At 38.3% G+C, this 24,534-nt stretch carries 22 protein-coding genes; 11 read left to right on the top strand and 11 right to left on the bottom strand.

Annotated elements, in window-relative coordinates:
- Positions 1-28: 28 nt before the first annotated feature.
- Genes metI through HHL23_RS05500 form a run of 3 tightly spaced genes read right to left on the bottom strand, consistent with a single transcriptional unit; the run spans position 29 to position 2,723 of the window.
- Positions 29-685, bottom strand: coding sequence for a methionine ABC transporter permease MetI (metI, locus tag HHL23_RS05510; RefSeq protein WP_169233814.1), 657 nt, complete (start codon positions 683-685; stop codon positions 29-31).
- On the bottom strand, positions 678-1,706 hold the full coding sequence (locus HHL23_RS05505; protein ID WP_169233813.1) for a methionine ABC transporter ATP-binding protein: 1,029 nt from the start codon (positions 1,704-1,706) through the stop codon (positions 678-680). Before HHL23_RS05505 ends, metI begins: the two co-directional genes overlap by 8 nt.
- Before the next feature lie 21 nt (positions 1,707-1,727).
- Positions 1,728-2,723 carry an EamA family transporter gene (locus tag HHL23_RS05500; protein ID WP_169233812.1) on the bottom strand — a complete coding sequence of 332 codons (996 nt, stop codon included), beginning with the start codon at positions 2,721-2,723 and terminating at the stop codon, positions 1,728-1,730.
- Between the two features lie 546 nt (positions 2,724-3,269).
- On the opposite strand from HHL23_RS05500, the gene HHL23_RS05495 reads away from it, so the two are divergent.
- Positions 3,270-5,393, top strand: coding sequence for a type IA DNA topoisomerase (locus HHL23_RS05495; protein WP_169233811.1), 2,124 nt, complete (start codon positions 3,270-3,272; stop codon positions 5,391-5,393).
- Between the two features lie 3 nt (positions 5,394-5,396).
- Here the strand turns inward: HHL23_RS05495 and HHL23_RS05490 are convergent, their stop codons facing one another.
- Positions 5,397-5,819: a hypothetical protein gene (locus tag HHL23_RS05490; RefSeq protein ID WP_169233810.1), complete on the bottom strand. Its 423-nt coding sequence runs from the start codon at positions 5,817-5,819 to the stop codon at positions 5,397-5,399.
- Between the two features lie 453 nt (positions 5,820-6,272).
- Between HHL23_RS05490 and HHL23_RS05485 the strand changes: the two genes are divergently transcribed.
- Positions 6,273-6,695, top strand: a complete 423-nt coding sequence (locus HHL23_RS05485) for a PaaI family thioesterase (RefSeq protein ID WP_169233809.1) — start codon at positions 6,273-6,275, stop codon at positions 6,693-6,695.
- A 110-nt stretch (positions 6,696-6,805) separates the two neighbouring features.
- Positions 6,806-7,150 carry a phage holin family protein gene (locus tag HHL23_RS05480; protein ID WP_169233808.1) on the top strand — a complete coding sequence of 115 codons (345 nt, stop codon included), beginning with the start codon at positions 6,806-6,808 and terminating at the stop codon, positions 7,148-7,150.
- Between the two features lie 54 nt (positions 7,151-7,204).
- Here HHL23_RS05480 and HHL23_RS05475 read toward each other — a convergent pair whose 3' ends face one another.
- A complete protein-coding gene (locus HHL23_RS05475; RefSeq protein ID WP_169233807.1) occupies positions 7,205-7,462 on the bottom strand; it encodes a hypothetical protein in 258 nt (85 codons plus the stop codon).
- A 322-nt stretch (positions 7,463-7,784) separates the two neighbouring features.
- On the opposite strand from HHL23_RS05475, the gene HHL23_RS05470 reads away from it, so the two are divergent.
- A complete protein-coding gene (locus tag HHL23_RS05470; protein ID WP_169233806.1) occupies positions 7,785-9,779 on the top strand; it encodes a S9 family peptidase in 1,995 nt (664 codons plus the stop codon).
- Between the two features lie 121 nt (positions 9,780-9,900).
- Positions 9,901-10,392 carry a DNA-deoxyinosine glycosylase gene (locus HHL23_RS05465; protein ID WP_169233805.1) on the top strand — a complete coding sequence of 164 codons (492 nt, stop codon included), beginning with the start codon at positions 9,901-9,903 and terminating at the stop codon, positions 10,390-10,392.
- Positions 10,393-10,697: 305 nt separating this feature from the next.
- Here the strand turns inward: HHL23_RS05465 and HHL23_RS05460 are convergent, their stop codons facing one another.
- The 4 genes from HHL23_RS05460 to HHL23_RS05445 form a co-directional block, all read right to left on the bottom strand.
- Positions 10,698-11,732, bottom strand: a complete 1,035-nt coding sequence (locus tag HHL23_RS05460) for a phosphotransferase enzyme family protein (RefSeq protein WP_169233804.1) — start codon at positions 11,730-11,732, stop codon at positions 10,698-10,700.
- Positions 11,723-12,628, bottom strand: coding sequence for a sugar phosphate nucleotidyltransferase (locus HHL23_RS05455; protein ID WP_169233803.1), 906 nt, complete (start codon positions 12,626-12,628; stop codon positions 11,723-11,725). Before HHL23_RS05455 ends, HHL23_RS05460 begins: the two co-directional genes overlap by 10 nt.
- Entirely contained in the window at positions 12,618-14,015 is a 1,398-nt protein-coding gene (locus HHL23_RS05450) for a Gfo/Idh/MocA family protein (RefSeq protein WP_169233870.1), read from the bottom strand. The genes HHL23_RS05455 and HHL23_RS05450 overlap by 11 nt, the downstream gene beginning before the upstream one ends.
- A 185-nt stretch (positions 14,016-14,200) precedes the next feature.
- A complete protein-coding gene (locus HHL23_RS05445) occupies positions 14,201-14,893 on the bottom strand; it encodes an AIM24 family protein (RefSeq protein WP_169233802.1) in 693 nt (230 codons plus the stop codon).
- A gap of 181 nt (positions 14,894-15,074) precedes the next feature.
- Here HHL23_RS05445 and queA point away from each other — a divergent pair, with 181 nt between their 5' ends.
- The 5 genes from queA to HHL23_RS05420 all read left to right on the top strand — a co-directional run bounded on the left by queA (position 15,075) and on the right by HHL23_RS05420 (position 20,487).
- The gene (gene queA, locus HHL23_RS05440) at positions 15,075-16,124 is read left to right on the top strand and encodes a tRNA preQ1(34) S-adenosylmethionine ribosyltransferase-isomerase QueA (RefSeq protein WP_169233801.1); all 1,050 of its coding nucleotides are present in this window, start codon (positions 15,075-15,077) and stop codon (positions 16,122-16,124) included.
- Between the two features lie 114 nt (positions 16,125-16,238).
- Complete coding sequence (gene rlmN / locus HHL23_RS05435) at positions 16,239-17,273, top strand: 23S rRNA (adenine(2503)-C(2))-methyltransferase RlmN (RefSeq protein WP_169233800.1); 1,035 nt, start codon at positions 16,239-16,241, stop codon at positions 17,271-17,273.
- Positions 17,274-17,347: 74 nt separating this feature from the next.
- Positions 17,348-18,262 carry a sterol desaturase family protein gene (locus HHL23_RS05430; protein WP_169233799.1) on the top strand — a complete coding sequence of 305 codons (915 nt, stop codon included), beginning with the start codon at positions 17,348-17,350 and terminating at the stop codon, positions 18,260-18,262.
- A gap of 295 nt (positions 18,263-18,557) precedes the next feature.
- Positions 18,558-19,436: a hypothetical protein gene (locus HHL23_RS05425; protein ID WP_169233798.1), complete on the top strand. Its 879-nt coding sequence runs from the start codon at positions 18,558-18,560 to the stop codon at positions 19,434-19,436.
- 73 nt (positions 19,437-19,509) lie between these two features.
- A complete protein-coding gene (locus tag HHL23_RS05420; protein ID WP_169233797.1) occupies positions 19,510-20,487 on the top strand; it encodes a polyprenyl synthetase family protein in 978 nt (325 codons plus the stop codon).
- A 65-nt stretch (positions 20,488-20,552) separates the two neighbouring features.
- Here HHL23_RS05420 and HHL23_RS05415 read toward each other — a convergent pair whose 3' ends face one another.
- Both HHL23_RS05415 and HHL23_RS05410 read right to left on the bottom strand, forming a co-directional pair.
- The gene (locus HHL23_RS05415) at positions 20,553-21,344 is read right to left on the bottom strand and encodes a hypothetical protein (RefSeq protein WP_169233796.1); all 792 of its coding nucleotides are present in this window, start codon (positions 21,342-21,344) and stop codon (positions 20,553-20,555) included.
- Positions 21,345-21,607: 263 nt separating this feature from the next.
- Positions 21,608-21,907, bottom strand: a complete 300-nt coding sequence (locus HHL23_RS05410) for a hypothetical protein (RefSeq protein ID WP_228464638.1) — start codon at positions 21,905-21,907, stop codon at positions 21,608-21,610.
- Positions 21,908-22,040: 133 nt separating this feature from the next.
- Here HHL23_RS05410 and HHL23_RS05405 point away from each other — a divergent pair, with 133 nt between their 5' ends.
- The gene (locus HHL23_RS05405; RefSeq protein ID WP_169233795.1) at positions 22,041-24,473 is read left to right on the top strand and encodes an alpha-ketoacid dehydrogenase subunit alpha/beta; all 2,433 of its coding nucleotides are present in this window, start codon (positions 22,041-22,043) and stop codon (positions 24,471-24,473) included.
- Positions 24,474-24,534 lie beyond the last annotated feature (61 nt).

Genomic DNA, 24,534 nt, shown 5'->3' with positions numbered 1-24,534 from the left:
TTTATATTAAATTTTGGAATCCTTTGACTTACCTGTGATCAAACTTTTTCGCCAATCTGTCCCCTGCAAACTGTATGATAAACACCAATGCGACCAGCAGCACCAATACTACATTCATAATGACCGCATCATAACCGATGTAGCCATACTGATATCCAATCTGTCCAAGTCCACCAGCACCCAATGCTCCACCCATTGCGGAATAACCCACCAAAGTAATCAGCGTTATTGCTGCATTGTTGATTAGGGAGGGAAGTGCTTCAGGAAGCAGTACTTTCTGGATGATCTGTAAAGGAGATGCCCCTAAAGCTCTTGCTGTTTCTATTAAACCATGCGGAACCTCAAGAAGGCTATTCTCTACCAGTCTGGCAATAAACGGAGCTGCTCCTACACTTAATGGAACCAAAGCCGCATTCATTCCTATGGAAGTGCCTATGATCACTCTCGTGAAAGGGATCATCCAGACAATCAAAATAATAAAAGGAATAGACCTGAAAATATTAACCAGAATAGAGATCGCTCTGTAATACACTGCATTTTCCAGTAGTTGTCCTTTTCTTGTTAAAAATAATAGAATCCCAACCGGAAGACCCAAAACAAATCCAAAAAATCCCGAAACAAAAGTCATATAAACTGTTTCCCAAAGTCCCTTTCCCAAAAGAGCAATTACCGAATCACTAAGCATATCCTTTTACTGTATTTTGAATTTTATTCTGGTTAAAATAATAGATGGCTTTCTGGTTTTCTTCGGTTTCACCCTGCAGGTGAATCAGAAGTTTTCCGAAATTGGAATCACCCAGATGTTCTACATCGGCTTTCAGAAGTCTGTAAGGTATTTTGTATTGATCGTAAAGCGTTGAAAGCAATTTTTCAACACTTATATTTTCGTTGAGTTCTATTTCAACCAGTGGAAATAAACCGTCTTGCGGCTCTTTCTGTAGTTTTTTATTGAGTTCCTGAGGAATCGTCATGATGTCTGAATTTATAAATTGTCGGATCACCGGATTTTCTTTATCCGAGATAATCTCGCTTAATGTTCCTTTTGCTAATAATTTTCCTTTGTCTATAACTGCCACATGATTGCAGACCGCCTTGATGACTTCCATCTCGTGGGTGATCAGAAGAATGGTAATGCCAAGTCTTTGATTAATATCCCTTAAAAGCTGCAGGATAGACTGTGTAGTGGCCGGATCCAGTGCACTGGTAGCCTCGTCGCAGAGGAGGAGATAAGGATCATTCGCTAATGCCCTGGCAATGGCTACTCTCTGTTTCTGTCCTCCCGAAAGACTCCTTGGATAATCATTGGATTTGTCTTCAAGTCCTACAATTTTCAGCAGTTCATTGACTTTTCTGTTGATCTCATCTTTACTGACATGATCTAATTCCAGTGAAAGCGCGACATTGTCAAAAACAGTTCTCGATGAAAGCAGGTTAAAATGCTGGAAGATCATCCCTATTTTCTTTCTTTCACCTGCCAGTTGTTTTGAACTTAGCGTAGTGAAATCCCTTCCGTTGATGATAATCTGGCCTTCATCTGGTCTTTCCAGAAGATTCACGGTACGGATCAATGTGCTTTTTCCTGCGCCGGAAAACCCGATGATTCCAACAATATCTCCTTTTTCGACACTGAGGCTTACCTGATCCAATGCTTTAAAAGATTGCTTTTTCTGATGAAATGTCTTTGAAATGTTTTTGATTTCTATCATTTTTAATGTCTAGTTTTAATTTTAAATAGGCTGATACGGTCGTACGGTTTTATTAAACAATCGTTTCAATCTTCTTATTTTCACCTTCGAGCGTTTCGAAAGCCTGAAATATTTGGTTACATTGGTAAGAAGTACGCCCAATAATATGACCGATAATCCGTACAGCTGGCTTCCGTTAATCGTTTGTCCGGCTACAATCCAGCCTGCGAATACGGTAACAATAGGGTTGATATAAGTATGCGTACTCACCAAAGCTGCGGGTTTTACAGAAAGCAGCCATATATAGGATAAATAAGCGACGATCGATCCGAAAAACACTAAGAACAACACACCCGCCCATGCTGATACCGGAACATTGGAGAATGAAAAACCGTGCCATTCTTGTCTGAAGGAAGCAATAATAAAGGAAGCAACCCCCGCTGTGATAAGCTGCTGTGCAATATTCATAAACGTAGACTGCGAAGCCGGGTTTTTCTTTGAATACAAAGATCCCAGAACCCAGGCCACCGAACTTAATGCCAATACAATGAATGCGGTGATTCGAAGGTTGCTGTCTGTCGCTGCATGGTGTGCACTGGAAACACTTCCGTTCAGGAATAATATTAATCCTACAAAACCGATGATCAAACCTATCGGGATGAATTTGTCTGAGAAATAATACTTCCAGTTTTTCTTATCAATAGCAATGAACCAGAATGGACCTGTTGCAATCGCAATCGCAGCCTCAGAAGCCGATACATACTGCTCACCCCAGGCAACAAGACCCGTTCCGCCGGTAAGAATAAGTATTCCTGTGATGGCATTCTTTTTCCAGTTGATCAGAGAATTGGCTTTTTCACCCTTAGCCAGTAGCCAGCCTATCATCAGAAGTCCTGCCGCCAGGAAGCGGAATCCGGAAAGAATAAAAGGAGGGAACCCTTTCAGACCAAATGAGATGGCGAGGAATGTAATTCCCCAAATCACGTAAATATTGATAAATGCCACCGGCACCAGCCAGCTGTTTTTAGAAGTGCTCATTCTGTATGTTTTTTGTGTGATGTGTATTAAAATAAAAAGGCCCTACAACGTGGTAAGGCCTTTAGAAATATGTGATATAAAAGTAAGGTCAGCCACGGGATTTCTGATGCATAGGCATACAGTTGCACATCATCATAGTTTTGATGGTCTGTTTCTTCACTGATTGATGTTTAAATCCTTGTTTCATTTTGTTTTCTTTTCCTGAATACGGTTGCAAATATAGAACATATATTTTTATTAGTCCACTAAAACAATAGACTTTTTAATGTTTTTTCTTTCTTAAATATTTAATTGGTTGTTTTTCAGTGAATTATTTTGTTTTAAGTTTTGTTAATATTTATCGGTTGTTGAAAATTAAAACCTTGTAAGTACTTCGAGCGTTATACTCTTAAGAAGAATTCGATCAATCTTACATTCATTAAATTATTAAGCAAACCTATTTATACCTATTTTATGCTCTCATTTCTGAGCCAACAACTCTGAAGTAAATTAGCTAAATCCAAAAAAAATCCCGACTTTTGTCCCCCTTCAATAATTCCGAAATTCATGAAACTTTGTATTGCCGAAAAGCCCAGTGTTGCCAGAGATATCGCCAAAGTATTAGGTGCTACAATGCCTAAACAGGGCTATATGGAAGGTAACGGATACTGTGTGACATGGACGTTCGGGCATCTTTGTACCCTAAAAGAACCTCACGACTACGGTCCTCAATACAAGTCCTGGAATTTATTTTTATTGCCTATTATTCCAACTAATTTTGGGATCAAATTAATTCCCAATAAAGGCGTTGAAAACCAGTTCAAAGTCATTGAAAGATTAGTAGAAGAATGTGATGAGGTCATTAACTGTGGTGATGCCGGACAGGAGGGAGAGCTGATCCAGCGGTGGGTTTTGCAGAAAGCAAAATGCAATAAACCTGTTCAGCGTTTATGGATATCGTCCCTTACGGAAGAAGCCATTAAGGAAGGTTTTGAAAATTTGAAACCTGCTGAAGATTATAAAAATCTGTATCTGGCTGGAAATGCAAGAGCGATTGGTGACTGGCTGTTGGGAATCAATGCGACAAGATTATTTACCAAGAAATTTGGAGGGAATAAAGCGGTTCTTTCTATCGGAAGAGTGCAAACACCTACGTTGGCTATGCTGGTTCAGCGTCAAAAGGAAATTGATGCATTTAATACCGAAGAATATTGGGAACTCAAAACCAAATACCGTGACGTCATTTTCAATGCAGCGATTGACCGTTTAAAAACCTTAGACCGCGCTGAAAAAGGGCTCGAATATCTTAAACTAAACCCTTTTGAGATTGTCTCTTTTGAGATTAAAGAAGGAAAAGAAAAAAATCTGAGACTTTTCGATTTGACAGGACTTCAGGTGGAAGCCAACAAAAAATATGGCTACTCCGCAGAAAGCACTTTAAATTATATCCAAAGTCTGTACGAAAAAAAGCACGTGACTTATCCGCGTGTGGATACCACTTATCTATCCGAAAGTCTGTATCCGAAAATAGAAGGAATTCTTCGGAAAATGCATTTTTATCAGGATCTGATCTCTCCGTTATTGGAAGCTCCTATTCCTAAATCAAAAGCTGTTTTTGATGATGCAAAAGTGACCGATCACCATGCGATTATTCCAACTGAAGTTCCGCCTTCTCAAAACCTGAGCAGGGAAGAGAAGTTGGTGTATGACCTGATTGCCAAACGTTTTATCTCTGTTTTTTATCCTGAATGTAAAATTTCCAATACATTGGTGGAAGGAAAAGTAGGAACCATTCCATTCAAAACGAGTGGAAGACAAGTTCTGGAACCGGGATGGAGAGCGGTTTATGCCAAAGAACCCAAAGAAGAATCCACAGATAAAGAAAAAGAAAAGGAAGAAGAACAGACCATTCCTGAATTTACCGTTGGAGAAACCGGACCACACGATCCGATGATTCATCAGGGAAAAACCACACCACCAAAACCATACACTGAAGCAACGTTGCTGAGAGCAATGGAAACGGCCGGAAAACAGGTTGATGATGAAGAACTACGCGAACTTTTGAAAAATAACGGGATAGGGAGACCGTCTACCCGTGCCAACATCATTGAAACACTTTTCAAAAGAAAATATATAGAAAAGAAAAGAAAAAATCTCATTGCCACTCCAACCGGAATGCAGCTGATCGATACCATTGAAGACGAACTTCTGAAAAGTCCCGAACTAACCGGAGAATGGGAATCCAAACTGCGTAAAATTGAAAGCGGTGAGTATGAAGCCAACCAGTTTAAAGAAGAACTGATTCAGATGGTAACGGAGCTCACCAAAAAAGTGGTGTATGGAAAAGGAAAAGTGATTACGCTGTACGAAGAAAAAGAAGAGGTTATAGAAAAGAAAAAACGCGAACCTGCTGTAAAAAAAGAGCTTCAGTCCTGGGAAGAAACCAAATGTCCAAAATGTAAAGAACATCACCTGATCAAAGGGAAAGCGGCTGTTGGGTGCTCTGATTTCAAAAATTGTGGTTTCAAAATTACATTTGATATTTTCGGTAAGAAATTATCAGATAAACAGCTTCTAGATCTTGTTTTAAAAGGAAAAACTTCAAAATTGAAAGGATTTACTACCCATGCCGAAGCTTTAACAGAAGGAGTTTTAGCGTTGGGAGGAGATTTTCAGGTACAGCTTTCTTAAAATTTAACGAAATAACTTATCATACCATCCGCTGATGTCTTTTTTGATGGCATCGTGATATTTACATAAAACCTGAGCCAATTCAAGTTCTGATCTGTCAGCTTTATAGGTATTTAACGTCAGATAACCGAAAAAGTTCCCGTCCTGATCGACAATAGCTGGAGGATATGAAGCATAATCGCTCCATGGAGAATAGGTACTGTATGAACTTCCATAGTTTCCGTAACCGTTCCATATGGATTTTGAGCTGAGCACATTTCCGTAATCACCGAAGGAATTCCAGATAGAGTCTTTATCAAAAGTATCACAGTTTAAGCAGCCCAGATATTGATCCTGGTTGGAGCCTCCGTATAGGTGTAAGGTCTGTGCCTGAAAAACACAAAGTGTCAGGAGGCTTAAAAAGGTGAAGATTTTTTTGGAGGTCATACTATGGCTGTTTGCTGCAAAGCTAATATTTTTGGAAACCACCCCGTCAAAAATTCTTTGAATTTTCGCCACCCCTCCGGATGAGGGGAATACTCACTATTCAATAGTAATCATCATTAAAATTTATGATTTTCAAAAAAAAATAAGTGCTTAAAAAACTTTTGTACCTAATGTATATTTTTAATCTCCCGCAGATTTCTCAGATGACACAGATTTTTTATCATGATAAATAAAAATCTTAGATTTTTGGAAAAACTTAAGTGTACTTCTTATGCGTTATGTATTTAACTTAAAAATAACTTAAGTGTTAAAAACTTTTGCATCTTTTGTGGTTGAAGACTTGTTGAACTATTTAAAATTTCAGCATTAAGAAGTAAACTTGTCTTCAATTTTGTGGGATTTCTGAAAAACATTGGTGTACTTTGTATTTACATTCAGATTAAATAAGTATTCATGACTCCAGAAAAAAAGAAACTCATCACAGATAGCTTCGGCCGCTCAGAAACATTAAAATTCTACAATGCAGAATTATTGGAAGTAGATACCGATTTCGTCTCCATCAAAATTCCTAAAATGGAAATGATGACCCGGAAAGCCGGAATGTTTAATGGTGCGATGATCGCTTCTCTGGTGGATGTTTCCTCAGGATATGCTTCCGTAAGTCATTATAAAGACGACTGCTATGTCGTGACAGTTGAACTGAAAGTTAATTACCTTCGTCCTGCATTGGGGGATGCCCTGATATCGCGCTCTTACGTTATCAAAGGCGGAGCAAAGATTATCGTGGTAAGAACTGAAATTTATGTTCTTGATGAAAGCACGGTTTCAGAAAGCCATGTGGCGACTTCATTGATAACCATGATGAGGATCAAATAAATAGAACAGTAGCCATAAAATATCAGTAAATAGAGGATTTAAGGGCTCTTTTTAGCGTTAAATGGAACAGGATTTGCAACGTAAACACCATAACATTAAAAAATAATAATATGAACTTAATTATCAGACTATTGATTACAGCCATCGTTGCGTACCTTTTGACTAAGGTGCTTCCGGGTGTACATTTCGAAGGATTTTCCTCGGCAATTATTTTTGCCATCGTATTGGGGGTATTAAATATTTTTGTAAAACCTATTTTGGGACTTTTTGGTCTGCCGCTTACGATCATTACATTAGGGTTATTTGCTTTAGTGATCAACGCAGTGATCATTTTGATCGCAGATTATTTTATAGACAGTATGGTGGTAGACGGCTTCTGGTGGGCACTTATTTTTAGTGTGCTGCTGTCCTTTGTAACTTCACTGGCCAATTCCATGTTTTCAGACGGAGAATAATAGTAAAATATAGCAAAATAAAATCGGCTGTCTCATTGAGACAGCCGATCTATTTTAAGAATAATGATCATTAATCCATCCAATACATTCTTCGTAAGTCTGAACTTGTGCCGGAGTCTGGATATAAGGAGCATTCGTAGGAGCATTTTCGGCGATTTTAGCCATGATTTTCTCCAGAGTTCTACCTTTAAAATCGACTCTTGTTGCCTGAATCGAACCATATTTCAAATGGTCTTTGTGAATGTGCCAAAGATTAGGTGCTCCTGCATCTACTTGGGTTGCTTTAAAATTGCCTGTTTCTAGTGTACTCATGATGTAAAATTTAAATGGTTAATTAATAAAAACCGAATAAATTATGAACTGCTGTTTATGCTGTCATAAAATTACGATTCTGTTGATTTCACTCAAGTAAAATTCAGTATTTCAGTTCAGTGAAAGAAGAGGGAAAATACCCATCTTTAAAAAATAGGTGTTTTCCTGTAAAGCACACCTCAATTGTGAAATGGAACTTTCTTGTTAATTCTTTCGTTCATTGAGATTTTAAGTATTAACTTTGGTCATCTTTGAATTAAATAAAAGGAACGGATGAAATCAGCAAGATTCTATAGTTCCGTTAAAAAATGAATATCAACATATGAAATTTAAGTACAGTCTGCTGGCCCTGGCAGCTCCGCTCTTAATGAATGCACAACAGTTAATGACGCCTGAAATTCTTTGGACTTTGAAAAAGGTAGGAGTACAGGCCGTTTCGCCGGATCAGTCTTCACTGATCTATAAAGTGGGACAGGTAGATCTGAAAACAGAAAAAACAAAAAGTGAGAACTACTTTCTCAATGTTCTTAATAACCAGTCTTCCAAAATAGATTTCGGTAAAAAAGCCCTTATTCAGTGGGATAAAAACGGGATTTATGCTCAGGAAGGAGATAAGATTTTCCTTTCAAAAGATAACGGGAAAACTTGGTCAGAATTTTACACCATCGGAGAAGTGGACAATATTGTGATCTCTCCGGACGGTAAAAAAATTGCGTTCAGCAAACAGGTTCTGGCAGAAAAGCTGATGGGGAAAGACAAATACAGCGATACCCCTAAAACGACAGCTCAGGTATATACAGATCTGAATCACAGGCACTGGGATTATTTCAATGAAGGAAAGTACAACCACGTATTTGTAGTGAATGCCACAGACAAGGCAGAAGCTGCAAAAGATCTTCTGGAAGGTAAAACCTGGGATTCTCCCCAAAGACCTTTCGGAGGAGCGGAAGATTTTATCTGGAGCCCAGACTCTTCACAGCTTTTATATGTTACAAAACCTAAAAGCGGAAAAGAATATTCTACAAGCACCAACACAGATATCTTTGCGTACGATCTGGCTTCAGGAACTACAAAGAATTTGACAGAATCCAATAAAGGATACGATGTAAATCCAAAGTTCAGTCCGGACGGAAAATCACTGGTTTGGCAAAGCATGGCCAGAGATGGTTATGAAGCGGATAAAAATGATGTAAAGATCATGGACTGGAAGTCCGGAAAAACAACCAATCTTACTGCGGGATGGGATGAAAGCGTTTCCGGAGATGTATTCTGGAGCGGTGATTCAAAAACAATCTATTTTACAGCAGCGTTCAGAGGTACAAAACAGCTTTTCTCTTTAGACCCTAAAGCAGCAAAAGTACAGCAGATAACAAAAGGTGATTTTGACGTTAACGAAATCTTTACCGACAATAAAACTTCACTTCTGGTAGGAAGAACAGACGTTAACCACGCAACAGAATTATTTTCTGTCAACGTGAAAAACGGGGAAATGAAGCAGGTGACCGAAGCCAATAAAGAAGCTTATGCTAAACTGGCACAGGGGAAATCTGAGCTGAAAATGGTTAAAACAACGGATGGAAAAGAAATGGGCGTATGGTTCCACTATCCACCGAACTTTGATCCTAATAAAAAGTACCCTACACTGGTATATTGCCAGGGAGGTCCGCAATCTGCGTTGACGCAATTCTTCAGTACAAGATGGAACTTCTCTCTGATGGCAGCCAACGGATACATCGTAGTAGCGCCAAACAGAAGAGGAATGCCGGGCTGGGGCACAAAATGGAACGAAGAAATTTCTAAAGACTGGGGCGGACAGCCGATGAGAGATTATCTGGCAGCAACAGATTTTACGAAAACATTACCTTATGTAGACGGAGAAAGAGTAGCGGCAGTAGGAGCGAGCTATGGTGGTTACAGTGTATTCATGTTAGCCGGAATCCATGAAAACAGATTTAAAACATTCATCGCACACGATGGCTTATTCGATATGAAATCGTGGTACCTTACCACAGAAGAACTTTGGTTTGCCAACTGGGATCTTGGTTCTCCATGGGAAAAACCACTTCCAAAAGCTTATACAGAATTCAACCCAAGCAATTTTGTTGAAAAATGGAATAAGCCGATTATGATTTTCCAGGGAGGAATTGATTTCCGTGTACCTTACGAGCAGGGACAGGAAGCTTTCCAGGCAGCGAAATTAAGAGGTCTGAAATCTAAATTAGTCTATTTCCCGAACGAAAATCACTGGGTACTTCATCCGCAAAACGGATTGGTATGGCAGAGAGAATTCTTCGACTGGCTGAAGGAAACTTTATAATTAAGAATTAAAAGTGAATAATGAAAATAGATTATTCCTGAAAATATCAATAGAAACGGGCTTTGGCCCGTTTTTTTATACGGTTATCCAACGGTTTTACTCCAATTTTATATATTTGAATATGCAAAACAGAATTTCCTCGTTTCCGCCACTTATTGATTCTCAGTCTGAAATTTTAATTTTAGGTTCAATTCCAGGTGTTCAATCTCTGGAAAAGCAGCAATATTATGGGCATCCGCAAAATAAATTCTGGACCCTTATTTTTCATCTGTTCAATGAAGAGTTTACGGAAGACTATACTGAGAGAAAAAAAATATTAAAGAAACATCATCTGGCAGTCTGGGATGTCATCGACTCCTGCGAGAGAAAAGGAAGTCTGGATTCTGAGATCAAAAATGAAGAAGCCAACCGGATTGATGAACTTTTGGATGAACATCCCAATATCAAAGCTATTTTTTGTAATGGAGGAAAATCATACAAAAACCTTCAGAAGCTTTTAGGGAAAAATTATAGATTGCCGATCGTTCAGCTTCCTTCTACCAGCCCACTTCATACCGTATCTTTTGATAAGAAACTGGAAGAATGGAAGAAGATTTTGGAGTTCTTGGCTTAAAATTTTTTAACCATAAAAAATACAAAGGGTTTTAGTTTTGTCAAGCTTCAAAAGTTTATTGTCTTAAAAATAATAAGTTCACATAAATAGAAAATCAAAGATTTTAAAAAAACGTAAGGGTAATTTCGGGGGCGGGAAGCAAAGCTTCCCGCCCCCGAAAATTTTCCACCAGTCATTGCGAGCGTAGCGAAGCAATCTCAGTATTAAAGAGTTTTCGCAGATTAAGGAGATCACGCAAATTTCAAAGTTGAAAATTTCACAAACATAAAGATTCGTGGCTCTCTGTGAGATCCGTGGGATAAAATCTAATCAACACGCAGGTATTTCCTCAATCCTTTTAGCAATTGCAACTGATTTCTCGTTCTCTCAAGGTTATGGTCGGCATATTTTGTAGCGTAGTACTTGCTTCCATTCAGATAATCAGTCAAAAAACGGATTGCCTGAATATAGATAACAGTTTGTGCTGCATAATCCAGGTTTTCAAGCTCTTCAAAAGTTAATTTTTCGTTTAAATACAGTAAAAATCCATCTTTTACGGTTCTGTAAATATGGGGATTGAAATTATTTCCGGCATTTCCATCATCTTCATCCAAAGTATTGCTGTAGGATCTCGCCATGTCACCGAAGTCATATAAAATCGTAGAAACCGTTACCGTATCCAGATCAATAACAGCAAGGGGTTTGGAAGTTTCATCAAAAAGAATATTCCTGACATTAGGATCTCCGTGGATAATTCTTTTAGGCAGAAGTCCGTCTTTTTCAAGGGCGATCCATTTTTGGGGAAGAAAAAGCAACTCATTCATCATTTCAATTTCCGGGGCAGCATTTTCTAACAGACCTTCGTTTGCCTGTTGTAAAGAAGTTTGATAATCCAGCACTCTTTTTTCAAAATTAATAAAATCAGGAATCGGGGTCTGAATATCAGGAAGATGTTCAGGGTTTATCGTATTTAAAAAACATCCGACGGCTTTTGCAGATTCATAGGCTGTTTTTAAATCAGGGATCTTGAAGAAAGTTTTTGTGTCTTCAATGAAACTGATCATTCTCCATGATTCTCCGTTGTCATCTTTTTGAATAAAACTTCCTGATAAAGTGGCCTTTGGTTTTACGATTTCCAGCGGGTAATTTCCCTCTTCCAGCATCCTGTTGATTAAAAGATGATTTTGGCTGATGATCTCAGGAAGCGGAAAAACCTGAGTATTGATCTTTTGAAGGATCCATTTTTCATCAGAATCATGATCTTCCACCCAATAGGTGGTGTTGATCAGTCCATTGGTAATAGGAGTGACCGTACAGTTTTCAGTTCCGGTAAATCCGGTAATGATTTGTTTTAATTCCATAAATCTTCTGGATATCTGTTTTTCTCGATTTCTGATGTCAAAAAATCTTTAATACTGCTTTTATCATCGGCATAGGTAACTCCCATCCACTGTGAAGGAGAAGCTTTTACCCATACTTTTGCCTTTCTCTCGTCAATCATTCTCTGTATGGCATAAGGGATGTAAAACTCCTGCAACGGCTCCGGATCCGATTGTATAAAATCATTAAAATACAGTTCAAGAGCATCAAAAATATCCGGATGAAAAATAAATAAATTCATAGAAACCAAAGTGTCCGGAGCAATCTCAATATCATTTTCTTTTTCCGTATAAACGATTGAATTCCCAGCTCTTCGGATAGACGTCTGTTCCTCTATTTTCACCAGATAATGGTCATCATCTAAGGTACATACTCCTCTTGCTACGTGTCCGTTTCCGCTCAAAGTAGAGACTACCGGATAGGCAGCCATTCCAAACTGTGACCCTGAGATGTGAAAATCAATTTCTTCAGACGCCAGCTGATAGGCCTCCTTCCCATAAAAATCATCCGCATTGATCATGACAAAAGGTTCCTGTACTGCGTTTTTTGCACAGAGAACAGCATGGCCGGTTCCCCAGGGTTTTTCTCTTTCGGTGAATTTAAAATGCTGAGGCATAAAGCTTTCTTTTTCCTGATATACCCAGTGAAGTTCAAAATGAGCTTCTTTAGATACAGCATTTAATCTTTCAATATAGCTTTGAGGAATTAATCTGTTCACAATAACAACCACTTTACTGAAACCAGCCTCCAGCGCATCATAAATAGAATATTCTAGGATCGGCGAACCGTTTTCCAGGATTCCGTCTATCTGTTTCAGACCTTTGTAGCGGCTTCCTAAACCTCCGGCTAATATAAGTACTGTCTTTTTAGAATTCATCAGTCATTCCAAATACGGGTTGACGGGTCTTCCATTTTCCGTTGGTGAAGTCAGGAATATCAACAGCCTGACCTCCTTTAGCAATAGATTCCTCACTAAGCGGGGTGATAGAATACCATAAGGCAAGATCATACACATCCATCGGGAATTCTATATTTCGCTTGATACATTCTATAAAAGTATTCATCACAAAAAAGTCCATTCCTCCGTGGCCTGCACCCGCAGCTGTATTTTCAAATTTTTTCCAGATAGGATGATCGAATTCTTTCATCCATTTTTCTGTATTCTCCCATCGGTGGCTGTGATTCATTGTTTTTTCAAAATAAATATGCCCCTGGTTGAAATCTCCCCAGCCGAAATCCTGCCACAGGCCTTCCGTTCCCTGCACCCTGAATCCCAGATCATAAGGTCTCTGTAAGCTGGTGTCATGGGTTAAAAGAATGGTTTCCCCATTCGCACAGGCAATCTGTGTAGTCACAATATCTCCCTGGTTGAATTTTGCTTTGGCATTAGGATGATTTTCTCCTCCTTTAGGGTGTTCCACAATATATTTATGGAGTCCCACAGACTTTGAAGAGAATGATGAAAGTCTCGTCAGACGGTTTCCGCGGTTGATGTCCATCATGACCGCCAAAGGCCCCAATCCGTGCGTAGGATAAAGTTCTCCGTTGCGTTTTACATAATGTTCCGTTCTCCAATGAGCCTCACTGAAACCCTTTTCACCAAATTCAGCACCCGAATTATAAGGAGTGACACCGTCATTGAAAAGAACCCCTCTCAGATCATGCTGATAGCCGCCTCTTCCATGCACCAATTCTCCAAACATTCCTTTACGGGCCATATTCATAATGGCCATAATATCTCTACGGTAGCATACATTTTCCATCATGAAAATAGGTACTTTCGTTTCCTCATAGACCTTCACAAACTCCCAGCAATCCTCAAGCTTTATAGCTCCTGAAACCTCCATGCCTACGATCTTTTTCGCACGCATTGCTTCTGTACCCTGCGGAAGATGCCATTCCCACGGAGTGGCAATCACTACCGCATCGATGGTTTTTAATTTCAAAAGATTCCGGTAGTCGTATTCGCCGTTTGAAAATTCCTGGGCGGCAGATTTATGATGATCTTTCAGTATTTTTTGAGAAGCTAATAGCATTCTTTTGTCCGGATCTGCAAAAGCCACAATCTCTACGTCATCGCGTTTCGCCAGAAGTTTTACATGTTCCTGTCCGCGGAGTCCTACGCCGATAAATCCGACACGGACTTTTTTATCTGTTTTAAAATCATTGGAGTAGGCAAATAAAGAATTGGGTAAAACCAATGCGCCAAAGCTAGCCAGGGCTGCAGTCTTAATGAAATTTCTGCGTGAAGAGGTGTTGTCCATCATAATTTTTTCTTAAATATATTAAAAAATTGTGGGATGCGGGTTATAAGTTGCGGGTTGGAAGTTGCAAGATTCCGGTTGTAGAGTTTGGGGTTCGGAATGAGAGTGAGTGTTAGTTAAAATTAAAAACGGCTGCCCGGATTTAAGGAGCAGCCATTTTTAGCATCATCAATTTTTAATATATATTATTTCTCTGTGAAATATACTTCTTCGTAAGGCTGGATCAGTACCCATCCGCTTCCTGAGAACTTCATCTGGAATTCTTCACCACTTCCTCTTCCGATAAGGCTTTTGAAAGAAACATTGGTTTTCAGATCAGGACTTAAGTTTCCGGACCAAGCAACGGTAGCATTAGGGTCGGTGAAAACAGGACTGTCTGGAGTGACCATCAATGTTAATGGTTCGCCATGGGTGGTGATGGCAATATGCCCGGTTCCTGAAAGTTTTACCTGAAAAAGACCGCCGGCCATCATCCCTGCAACACTTTTCAGCATGGTAATATCGCTTTTTACACTTTGCTCGTGTGCCAGAACATCATTTCCGTTAACACATACAGCTTCATTGTTCAAATAAAGGATACGTACTTTCTTACCAGAATCTGCCACATACAATTTGCCGCTTCCTTCTGCTTTCATCAGTTTGGTTCCCTCACCACTGATTGCTTTCTTTAAGAGGTTACCAATTCCTCCGGCCAGCATTCCCTGTCTTTCGAAATTGATGCCTCCTACATAGCCTACCATGCTTCCTCTTTTCGTCCATACCGCCTGATTATTTAGGTTGATTTCTAAAAGATGTGGAGTTTCAAGTTCAAAATAGTCTCTTTGCTGTGGATTTTCTTTAGTCTCGTTGACGAAAGCCTCCAATGAATATTTGCTCATAAGTGTAAAAGTTTTAAATATTTCCAAAAATAATCTTTTTTTCCTTCATAAATCACCGTAGAATCACGGTTTTATATTTGATTTTAAATAATACTTGACAAAGGGGTATTCAATGTCGTATATTTGCACACCGAAAATTACACTTGTAATTTGAATAATTTTTAAACCGTAATTTAAAAAAATGAAAACATCAGATTTTAATTTTGATCTTCCTGAAGAATTATTGGCAGAACACCCATCTGAACACAGAGATGAGGCCAAACTAATGGTTCTTAATAGAAAAACAGAAACTATTGAGCATAAGTTGTTTAAAGATGTTGTGGATTATTTCGATGAGAAAGATCTGTTCATTTTCAACAATACTAAAGTTTTCCCTGCACGTCTTTACGGAAATAAAGAAAAAACAGGTGCTAAAATTGAAGTTTTCCTTTTAAGAGAACTTGATAAAGAAACCAGAGTATGGGATGTTCTTGTAGATCCTGCAAGAAAGATCAGAATTGGTAACAAATTATTCTTTACTGAAGATGAATCTTTAGTAGCTGAAGTGATCGACAATACCACTTCAAGAGGAAGAACTTTAAGGTTTTTATTCGACGGTTCTTATGACGAATTCAGAACAAAACTGAAGGAATTAGGAGAAACTCCACTTCCAAAATATATCAAAAGAGCAGTAGAGCCGGAAGATGCAGAAAGATATCAGACGATCTATGCAAAAGTGGAAGGAGCAGTGGCTGCACCTACCGCAGGGCTTCACTTCTCAAAACACCTGATGAAGAAGTTAGAGATCAAAGGAATCGATTTTGCTGAGGTAACGCTTCACGTTGGTTTAGGAACTTTCAACCCAATTGAGGTAGAAGATCTTTCTAAGCACAAAATGGAGTCTGAAGAAGTGATCATTGATGAAAAGAATGCCGATATCATCAATAAAGCAGTAGATGCTCACAGAAGAGTTTGTGCAGTAGGGACTACAACGATGAGAGCATTGGAAACTTCTGTTTCTTCAAACAGAAAGATCTCAGCTTTCAACGGTTGGACCAACAAATTTATTTATCCGCCTCATGATTTCGGAGTTGCGAATGCTATGATTACCAACTTCCACACCCCGAAATCAACATTACTGATGATGATCGCTGCGTTTGCAGGAAAAGATTTCATCATGCATGCTTATGAAGAAGCCGTTAAAGAAAAGTATAAATTCTATTCTTACGGTGACGCCATGTTAATCCTATAAATTATGTATTAATGTATAATGTACAAAGTATAATGTATTTTTTAGTGGTTTAAAAACTTAATATAATACATAAGATTATTACTTTGTACATTGTACATCATACTTTTTACAATAATGAAAGATATCCGAGTTTTATCACTAGACCAGCTTAAAGACTATTTTTTGACTTTAGGGGAAAAACCGTTTCGTGCGAAACAGGTTTATGACTGGTTATGGAGTAAAAACCTCCATTCGATTGATGAAATGACGAATCTTTCGAAAACTCTGCGTGAAAGAATTTCCGAAGAGTACACCATCAATCCGGTTTCTGTAGACCAATTGCAGAAAAGTTCAGATGGGACCATCAAAAACGGCGTGAAACTTCATGACGGACTATTGGTGGAATCTGTTCTTATTCCAACGGAAACAAGAACCACAGCCTGCGTTTCCTCACAGGTAGGATGCTCATTAAACTGTGAATTTTGTGCAACGGCAAGGCTGAAAAGAATGAGAAACCTTGAAGTCGCTGAAATCGTAGACCAGGTTGCCCTCATCGACAGCCAGAGCAAGATGTACTTTAACAGACCGCTTACCAATATCGTTTTTATGGGAATGGGAGAGCCGATGATGAATTACAAAAATGTTGTAGAGGCGATCAAAAAAATTACCCAGCCTGAAGGTTTGGGAATGTCTCCCAGAAGAATTACCGTTTCTACATCCGGAATTCCAAAGATGATCAAAATGCTGGCAGATGATGAGCTTCGTGTAAAACTGGCGCTATCACTTCACTCTGCTATTGAGGTCAAGCGTAACGAAATTATGCCTTTTTCGGATAAATTTCCATTGACGGATATTATGGATGCACTTCAGTACTGGTACCAGAAAACAGGTTCTGTCATTACTTTTGAATACTGTGTATGGAAAGGGATCAATGACGGAGATGAAGATATCAAAGCTTTGATCAGATATTGCAAACAGGTGCCTTCCAAAGTGAATCTGATCCAGTATAACCCTATTGGTGACGGGAAATATGACCAGTGCAATAAGAAGGCAGAAGACAATTATGTACGTCAGCTCGAAAATGCAGGAATCACGGTGATGATCAGAAAAAGCCGCGGTGGAGACATCGATGCAGCTTGCGGGCAGCTTGCCAACAAAACGACTGATTAAAATTTCCTTAAAAAAAAATCAAAACTTTTCTTAAAAATTCCCTAAAGTCCTACCTTTACATAAACTAATAAGGAATGTTGGACTTCTTCACAGGCGAAGACGGGCTTGAAAATGTCTATGCATGGTCAATTCCGCTTCATGCTGCAGTTATTTTAGCAGAAATGATTTACAGTCATGTTTCTGAGGCTAAGCTGTATAACGGAAAGGATGTGGCAACGAGCATCTACCTTGCATTGATGAACTTCGGCCTTGATCTGATCATGAAGGCTTTTGCCATGGGAGTCATGTTTCTCTTTTACAACCATAAGCTTTTTACCTGGGATTTTACCGTTTGGTATTGGCTGATCTGCTTTATCATTACAGACTTTGCTTATTATGTGCTGCATTACGTGGATCATCATTCCAGGGCATTCTGGGCAGTACATATTACCCATCACAATTCAGAATATTTCAACCTGACGACTGGTTTTAGAAGCCCTGTATTACAGCCGCTTTACAGATATCTTTATTTTTCTCCTTTAGCTTTTTTAGGCTTTAATCCATGGCATATTATGGTGGTTTATGCGATAGGGCAGGTGTACGGAACCTGGGTGCATACACAGACCGTGAAAAGGATGGGAGTTTTAGAATATATCCTGGTAACCCCATCGCATCACAGAGTACACCACGCCTGCAATATTAAATATCTGGACCGAAACATGGGCATGTGTCTGATCATCTGGGACAAGATTTTCGGAACCTTCGAAAAAGAAGACCCCAATGTGCCTATCAAGTATGGGATATATCCAAAAATGCCTGACAATAAGCCTGATACGGTTCTTTTTTATGAATGGAGAAAGATCTGGAAAGATATCAGACAGCCGGGACTGAAAATTTCAGACAGGATCAATTATGTTTTCAATTCTCCGGGATGGAGGCATGATGGCACAGGAAAAACGGTAAGGCAATATCAGAAAGACTATTTGGAGAAGCAGGCAAAAAGACAGTAACAAAAACAAAAAATGAAATCTGCCTGATTTATAACTGGTTATAGTTTTGCTATTTATTTAACCACAAAGGCGTAAAAGTTTTTAAGACTTAAGTTGATTTAAAAGTTATTATTGGGCTGGTAGAAGTGCAGTTTTTTTGAAAATCTATGATTTTCACGACAGCTGTTGTTAATTGGGGAATTATTCCCATCCTTTGGAGGGATGGCGAAAATTCAAAGAATTTTTGACGGGGTGGTTTCAAAAAATAAAATATTTCCGGTTTTCCTCATTCCCTTCAAACCCTTATTTTTGCTCTATGAAAAAATTCTTTCTTGTCTATGCCGTTATCATTTTTCAATGGTCATTTTCGCAGCAGACCGATTTTTTGAAAATAAGAAAATTCAGGGTTGCCTATTTGGATGATAAAATCCGGGAAACATCAGGGCTGAGTATGCTGAATGGGAAATTGTATACTTTCAATGACAGTGGTAATGCTCCGGAACTTTTTGAGTTGGATGAAACTTCAGGCAGTATCAAAAATACATTGACGATTAATGCAAAAAACAAAGACTGGGAAGCCCTGACTAATGATGGAAAGAATTTCTATATCGGAGACTTTGGAAATAACGGAGGAACGAGAAGAGATCTTGAAATCTATAAACTTCCTTTTCACAGCAACGAACCCAAGAATGATTCTATCGCGAAAATTTCTTTCTATTATCCTGAGCAGACAGAATTTATTCCCCAATATACCAACAATGATTTTGATGCAGAAGCCATGATCTATCTCAACGGAAAGTTGCACCTTTTTACTAAAGAATGGAAATCAAAATCAACCTCTCATTACATTATTGACCCCACAACCTCTGAAAAACAGAAGGCTGAAAAAGTAGAATCTTACAAAACCAATTTTGTGGTAACAGATGCTGCTTATTTTGATAAAAAACTTTATCTGGTAGGTTATACCAAGAAAACAGAGGTCTTTCTGAATGTCTTTACCGAAACAGAACCGGGAATCTTTTTTAAGGAGACCCCAAAACATTATTATCTCGGAAGTGCTTTGGCAGTTGGGCAGATCGAGGGTATTGCTGTTAATGAGAGCGGAATCTATATTTCGGGAGAAAAATTTAAATCCAGATTGGGAAGTGCACAGCCCGCGCTGTATTTTATTCCAAAAGAAGAACTCCAAGATTAATTATGTCTTAAAATTGCGTGAAAAAAATTATCTTTGTCATAATTAAGAATTATATACTTATCATCCATAGATTTTGGCAAACATCGTAGAAGAAATCAAACAACCGATCAATGAGGAAATGAAACTTTTCGAGCAGAAGTTTTATGAATCTATGCAGAGTAAAGTCCCTTTATTAGATAAGGTAACCCGGTTTATCGTTACTACTAAAGGAAAACAAATGCGTCCTATGTTTGTATTTCTTTGTGCTAAATTAATCGGGGAAGTCAACGAAAAAACATACCGTGGAGCTTCAATGATCGAACTGATTCATACCGCAACCCTAGTTCATGATGATGTAGTAGATGAAAGTTTTAAAAGACGGAATTTTTTCTCTATTAATGCTTTATGGAAAAATAAAATTGCAGTGCTGGTAGGGGATTATCTTTTATCAAAATCTGTTTTATTGTCTACAGATCATAAAGATTACGATCTGTTGGCTGTCATTTCAAGAACGATCCGTGAAATGTCTGAAGGGGAGCTTCTACAGCTTGAGAAAGCCAGAAAACTAGATATTACCGAAGATGTTTACTATGAGATCATTCGTCAGAAAACAGCTACATTAATTGCTGCATGCTGCGAGATTGGAGTTCTGTCCAATAATGCAGATGAAGCACTTGCTAAAAAGATGATGAACTTCGGAACCTATACCGGAATGGCTTTTCAGATCAAGGATGACCTTTTTGATTATTTAAGTTCAAATGTTATCGGGAAACCTGTAGGAATCGATATTAAAGAACAGAAAATGACGCTTCCGTTGATCTATACTTTGAAAAATGCTGGTGAAAAGGAAAGGAAGTATTATTTTAATACAATTAAACGTTACAATACTGATCCTAAAAGGGTTAAGGAACTTATAGACTTTGTCAAAAGTTCCGGAGGCATGGATTATGCTATTAAGGTCATGAAAGATTTCCAGCAGAAAGCTAAAGATCTTCTCAACGAATTTCCAGATTCTGAAGCCAAAAAATCTTTGTACAGCATGCTGGATTACGTGATTGAACGAAAATTTTAGAATTACAATAAATAAAAAATATGAATGCCGAAAGCATTCATATTTTTTTTGATATAAACTGAAGTTTATATTTTTTGTACCGTAACATTGGTGACATTTCCACTTCCTGTACTTCCCGTTTCTGTAGCTAGCACAGTGGCACTTTGATTGGGTGCTGCCGTAAAACGAACCTGATAACCGGCTGTCGGTATAATCAGTAACGTGGTGTAGCTCATTAATTCTCCAATGGTCCCCGAGTTAGCAACAGCGTTATAATGGCTCCCTCTTCCTAAGTAATCTGCATCCGGAACAGGTCTTATTCCTAGCAGCAATTGTGTTCCGGCTGGCATATTCGTGAAACTTGCCTGTAGCGTTACCAGATAATTTCCTGCTTGATTAAACGTTAAAACCCCTGTTGTAGTATTATAGGTGTAATAAGGAGAAGTGGCTAACGGAGCAGAAAATAATAAAGTAACAGCAGTCGTCACCACTAAATTTTGGTTATTGGCAAGACGGGCATGGAATAATGAATATGAATTAAAATTGACCGTCTTTAAGACCCCGGTAGCATCAGCTACTACAACTCTGTCTGTACCTCCTACTCCAATATTTGAGTTAATGTTTCGGATTCTTGCATTTCCCGAAGCTACATCTAGCTTATCTGTAGGGCTTGTAGTCCCAATACCAACATTGGCAGTATTGGTTACAACAAAATCATTAGTTTGCTGTGCAGCAGAAGGTATGCCTGATACCGGATTGTCTTTTGCTGCATCAACATGAAAAGTAGCTTGCGGATTGTTCGTGTTTATACCTACTTGTGCATAGATAATGCTTGACGTTAAAAAAACGCCACAAAGCGAAATAATTTTTTTTCTCATCGATTTAATTTTTTTCCTTTTGTATGTTAAAGTTACTTAACATTTCTTTCCGATAATCAATTTTTATACCATTATAGAAAAAATGATTAACAATATGATAATTTTCGATGTTTTTTTTACGAAGATATTATAGAGTTCGTAAAAAACATCTCTTTTGCTTGATTTAATTTATATGGCGAAACCTCCTGTTATAAGAGCAAACTAGTGACTTATATATCAAAGAAAAAGGAAATGTTGAAAAAGGGAATTATTAGGTTATAGATTTAGTCAATTATTTTCACTGTCACAATAATAACTGCTAAAACAATACAAAATAAAGCGATTAAAAATAGATAATCCGCAATGGTCTCATATTGGGTTTCCAGTTTGTTCTTTTCCGTTCTGATAGCCAGAAAAGAAAAAAAACTGCTGAAGGCAAAAAGAATAGATGCAAGTCCTGCAAATTCATCCAAATGAGTATGCTCACTCATTTTAGTAATTTTCAGTGAAGTGATGATAATTAAAGAAAATCCTAAAAGATTGCTGGAGGCATTAAGGATATGAGGTGATTTTTTTTCCATCATTTACAATTTTTTACAATATAAAACACAATTTTTTTATTATCAAATGTTTAAAAAAGATTATTGAAAATTAAAATTAGTTTAAAAATTGTATATTAGCGCCATACTTGAAGAATAAAAACTTTTATATCTAGCTATGCAGACAACCTATATTGAAACACAGCAAATTTCTTTCCAGGATTTTAAAAACCAGATACTTGAAGATTACAGGTTAGGAAGGATATCGCGCGAGATGTCTTATCTTGGAAGAAGAGAAGTACTTACAGGAAAAGCTAAATTTGGAATTTTTGGGGATGGTAAGGAGCTTCCTCAGCTGGCCATGGCGAAAGTTTTCAGAAATGGAGACTTCCGTTCAGGATATTACAGGGATCAGACTTTTGCATTAGCGGTAGATGCTTTAACGGTTGAAAGCTTTTTCGCACAGCTTTATGCAGATACAAGTGTTGAAAGAGAACCGGCATCCGCAGGGAGACAAATGAACGGTCACTTTGCGACAAGAAATTTAAATGAAGACGGAAGCTGGAAAGATCTTATGGCACAGAAAAATATCTCCTCTGATATTTCTCCTACAGCAGGTCAGATGCCGAGATTGTTAGGATTGGCTCAGGCTTCTAAAATTTATAAAAGTGTAAAATTTGACGGTTCTGAAAAGTTCTCTAATGAAGGTAATGAAATTGCTTTCGGAACAATTGGTGATGCTTCTACTGCAGAAGGACATTTTTGGGAAACATTGAATGCAGCTTGTGCGCTTCAGGTTCCTATGATTGTTTCTATCTGGGATGATGGTTACGGAATTTCAGTTCCTACTAAAAACCAGAGAGCAAAGGCTGATATTGCTGAAATGTTAAGCGGTTTCCAAAGAAAAGAAGGCGAGAACCAGGGATGCGAGATCATTCAGGTAAAAGCCTGGGATTATCCTGCATTATTGGATGCTTATGCAAGAGCAGAGCAGTTTGCAAGAGTAGAGAGTGTTCCCGTAGTGGTTCACGTGATTGAAGTGACACAACCTCAGGGTCACTCAACTTCCGGATCTCATGAAAGATATAAAAATGAAGAGCGTCTTTCCTGGGAATCTCAATTTGACGGATTGGTGAAATTCAGAGAATGGATTTTAAACTATTCCATCGAAATTGAAGGACAAGAGGAAATCATTGCTTCTGTTGAAGAATTAGATGCCATAGATGACGAAGCAAAAAAAATAGTAAAGGCGGGCCAGAAAAATGCCTGGGAAAATTACCAGAAGACCATTACAGATTTAAATCAGTCTGTTCTTCCATTAGTTGAAAAGCTTAAAGGTCAGAATGCTGAAATTGAAGGGTATATTAACCAGTTCAATAAATTGGTTTCTAAGGCTAAAAAAGATATTTTCCATTTAACAAGAAAAGCTTTACTGGCAACAAGAGGAACTACTTCTACGGAAAGAACTCAATTGATGCAGAAGTACAATGAAGTTTTTGAAATAGAAAAAGATAACTATTCTTCTCACTTATATTCCCAGTCCCAGTGGAAAGCTGAAAATGTGAAAGAAATCAAACCGGTCTATTCGGATAGTTCTGAAGATGTGGACGGAAGAGTAGTGGTAAGAAATAATTTTGACAAAATTTTTGAAAAATATCCTGAAACTTTAATCTTTGGTGAAGATGCCGGAAATATCGGTGATGTTAACCAGGGATTAGAGGGAATGCAGGAGAAATACGGCGAAGTACGTGTAGCAGATACAGGAATCCGTGAAGCTACAATTCTTGGTCAGGGTATTGGTATGGCGATGAGAGGTTTGAGACCTATCGCTGAAATCCAGTACTTAGATTATATTTTATACTGTTTACAGGGGATGAGTGATGATCTGGCGACGGTTCAGTACAGAACCAAAGGCGGTCAGAAAGCTCCTGTGATCATCAGAACAAGAGGTCACAGACTGGAAGGTGTTTGGCATTCAGGTTCTCCAATGGCGGGGATTTTGAATCTTTCAAAAGGGATCCTGGTGTTGGTACCAAGAAACTTAACGAAAGCTGCCGGATTCTATAACACGATGCTTCAGAGTGACGATCCTGCTGTGATTGTTGAATGTCTGAACGGATACAGATTAAAAGAAAAACAACCTGATAACTTAGGAGAGTTCACTGTTCCTGTCGGTCAAATTGAAGTGACTAAAGAAGGTAAGGACGTTACATTGGTTACTTACGGTTCTACATGGAGAGTAGTAATGGACGCAGCAGATGAATTGGAAAAATTAGGAATTTCTGCAGAAGTGATTGATGTTCAGTCATTAATTCCTTTCGATTTAACGAATGAAATTGCTGAAAGCGTGAAGAGAACCAACAGATTGGTCGTAATCGACGAAGATGTTGAAGGTGGAACTTCAGCGTTTATTTTACAGCAGATCCTAGAGAAGCAGAAAGCATTCAGATATCTGGATTCAGATCCTTTAACGATTGCTGCCAACGACCACAGACCTGCGTATGCAAGTGACGGAGATTACTTCAGCAAGCCATCTTCAGATGATATGGTTGAAAAAATCTACGCGATGTTTAATGAAACAAATCCTCAGAAATATCCAGCGATATTTTAATTGAGATTTTTAGATAAAAATGAACCGCTTTCTTTGGGAAGCGGTTTTTTTGTTAAATTAG

Origin of the sequence: Chryseobacterium antibioticum (assembly GCF_012927325.1) — a bacterium.
GTDB classification, from domain to species: Bacteria; Bacteroidota; Bacteroidia; order Flavobacteriales; family Weeksellaceae; genus Chryseobacterium; species Chryseobacterium antibioticum.
This window is presented reverse-complemented; position numbering and strand designations above follow the sequence as displayed.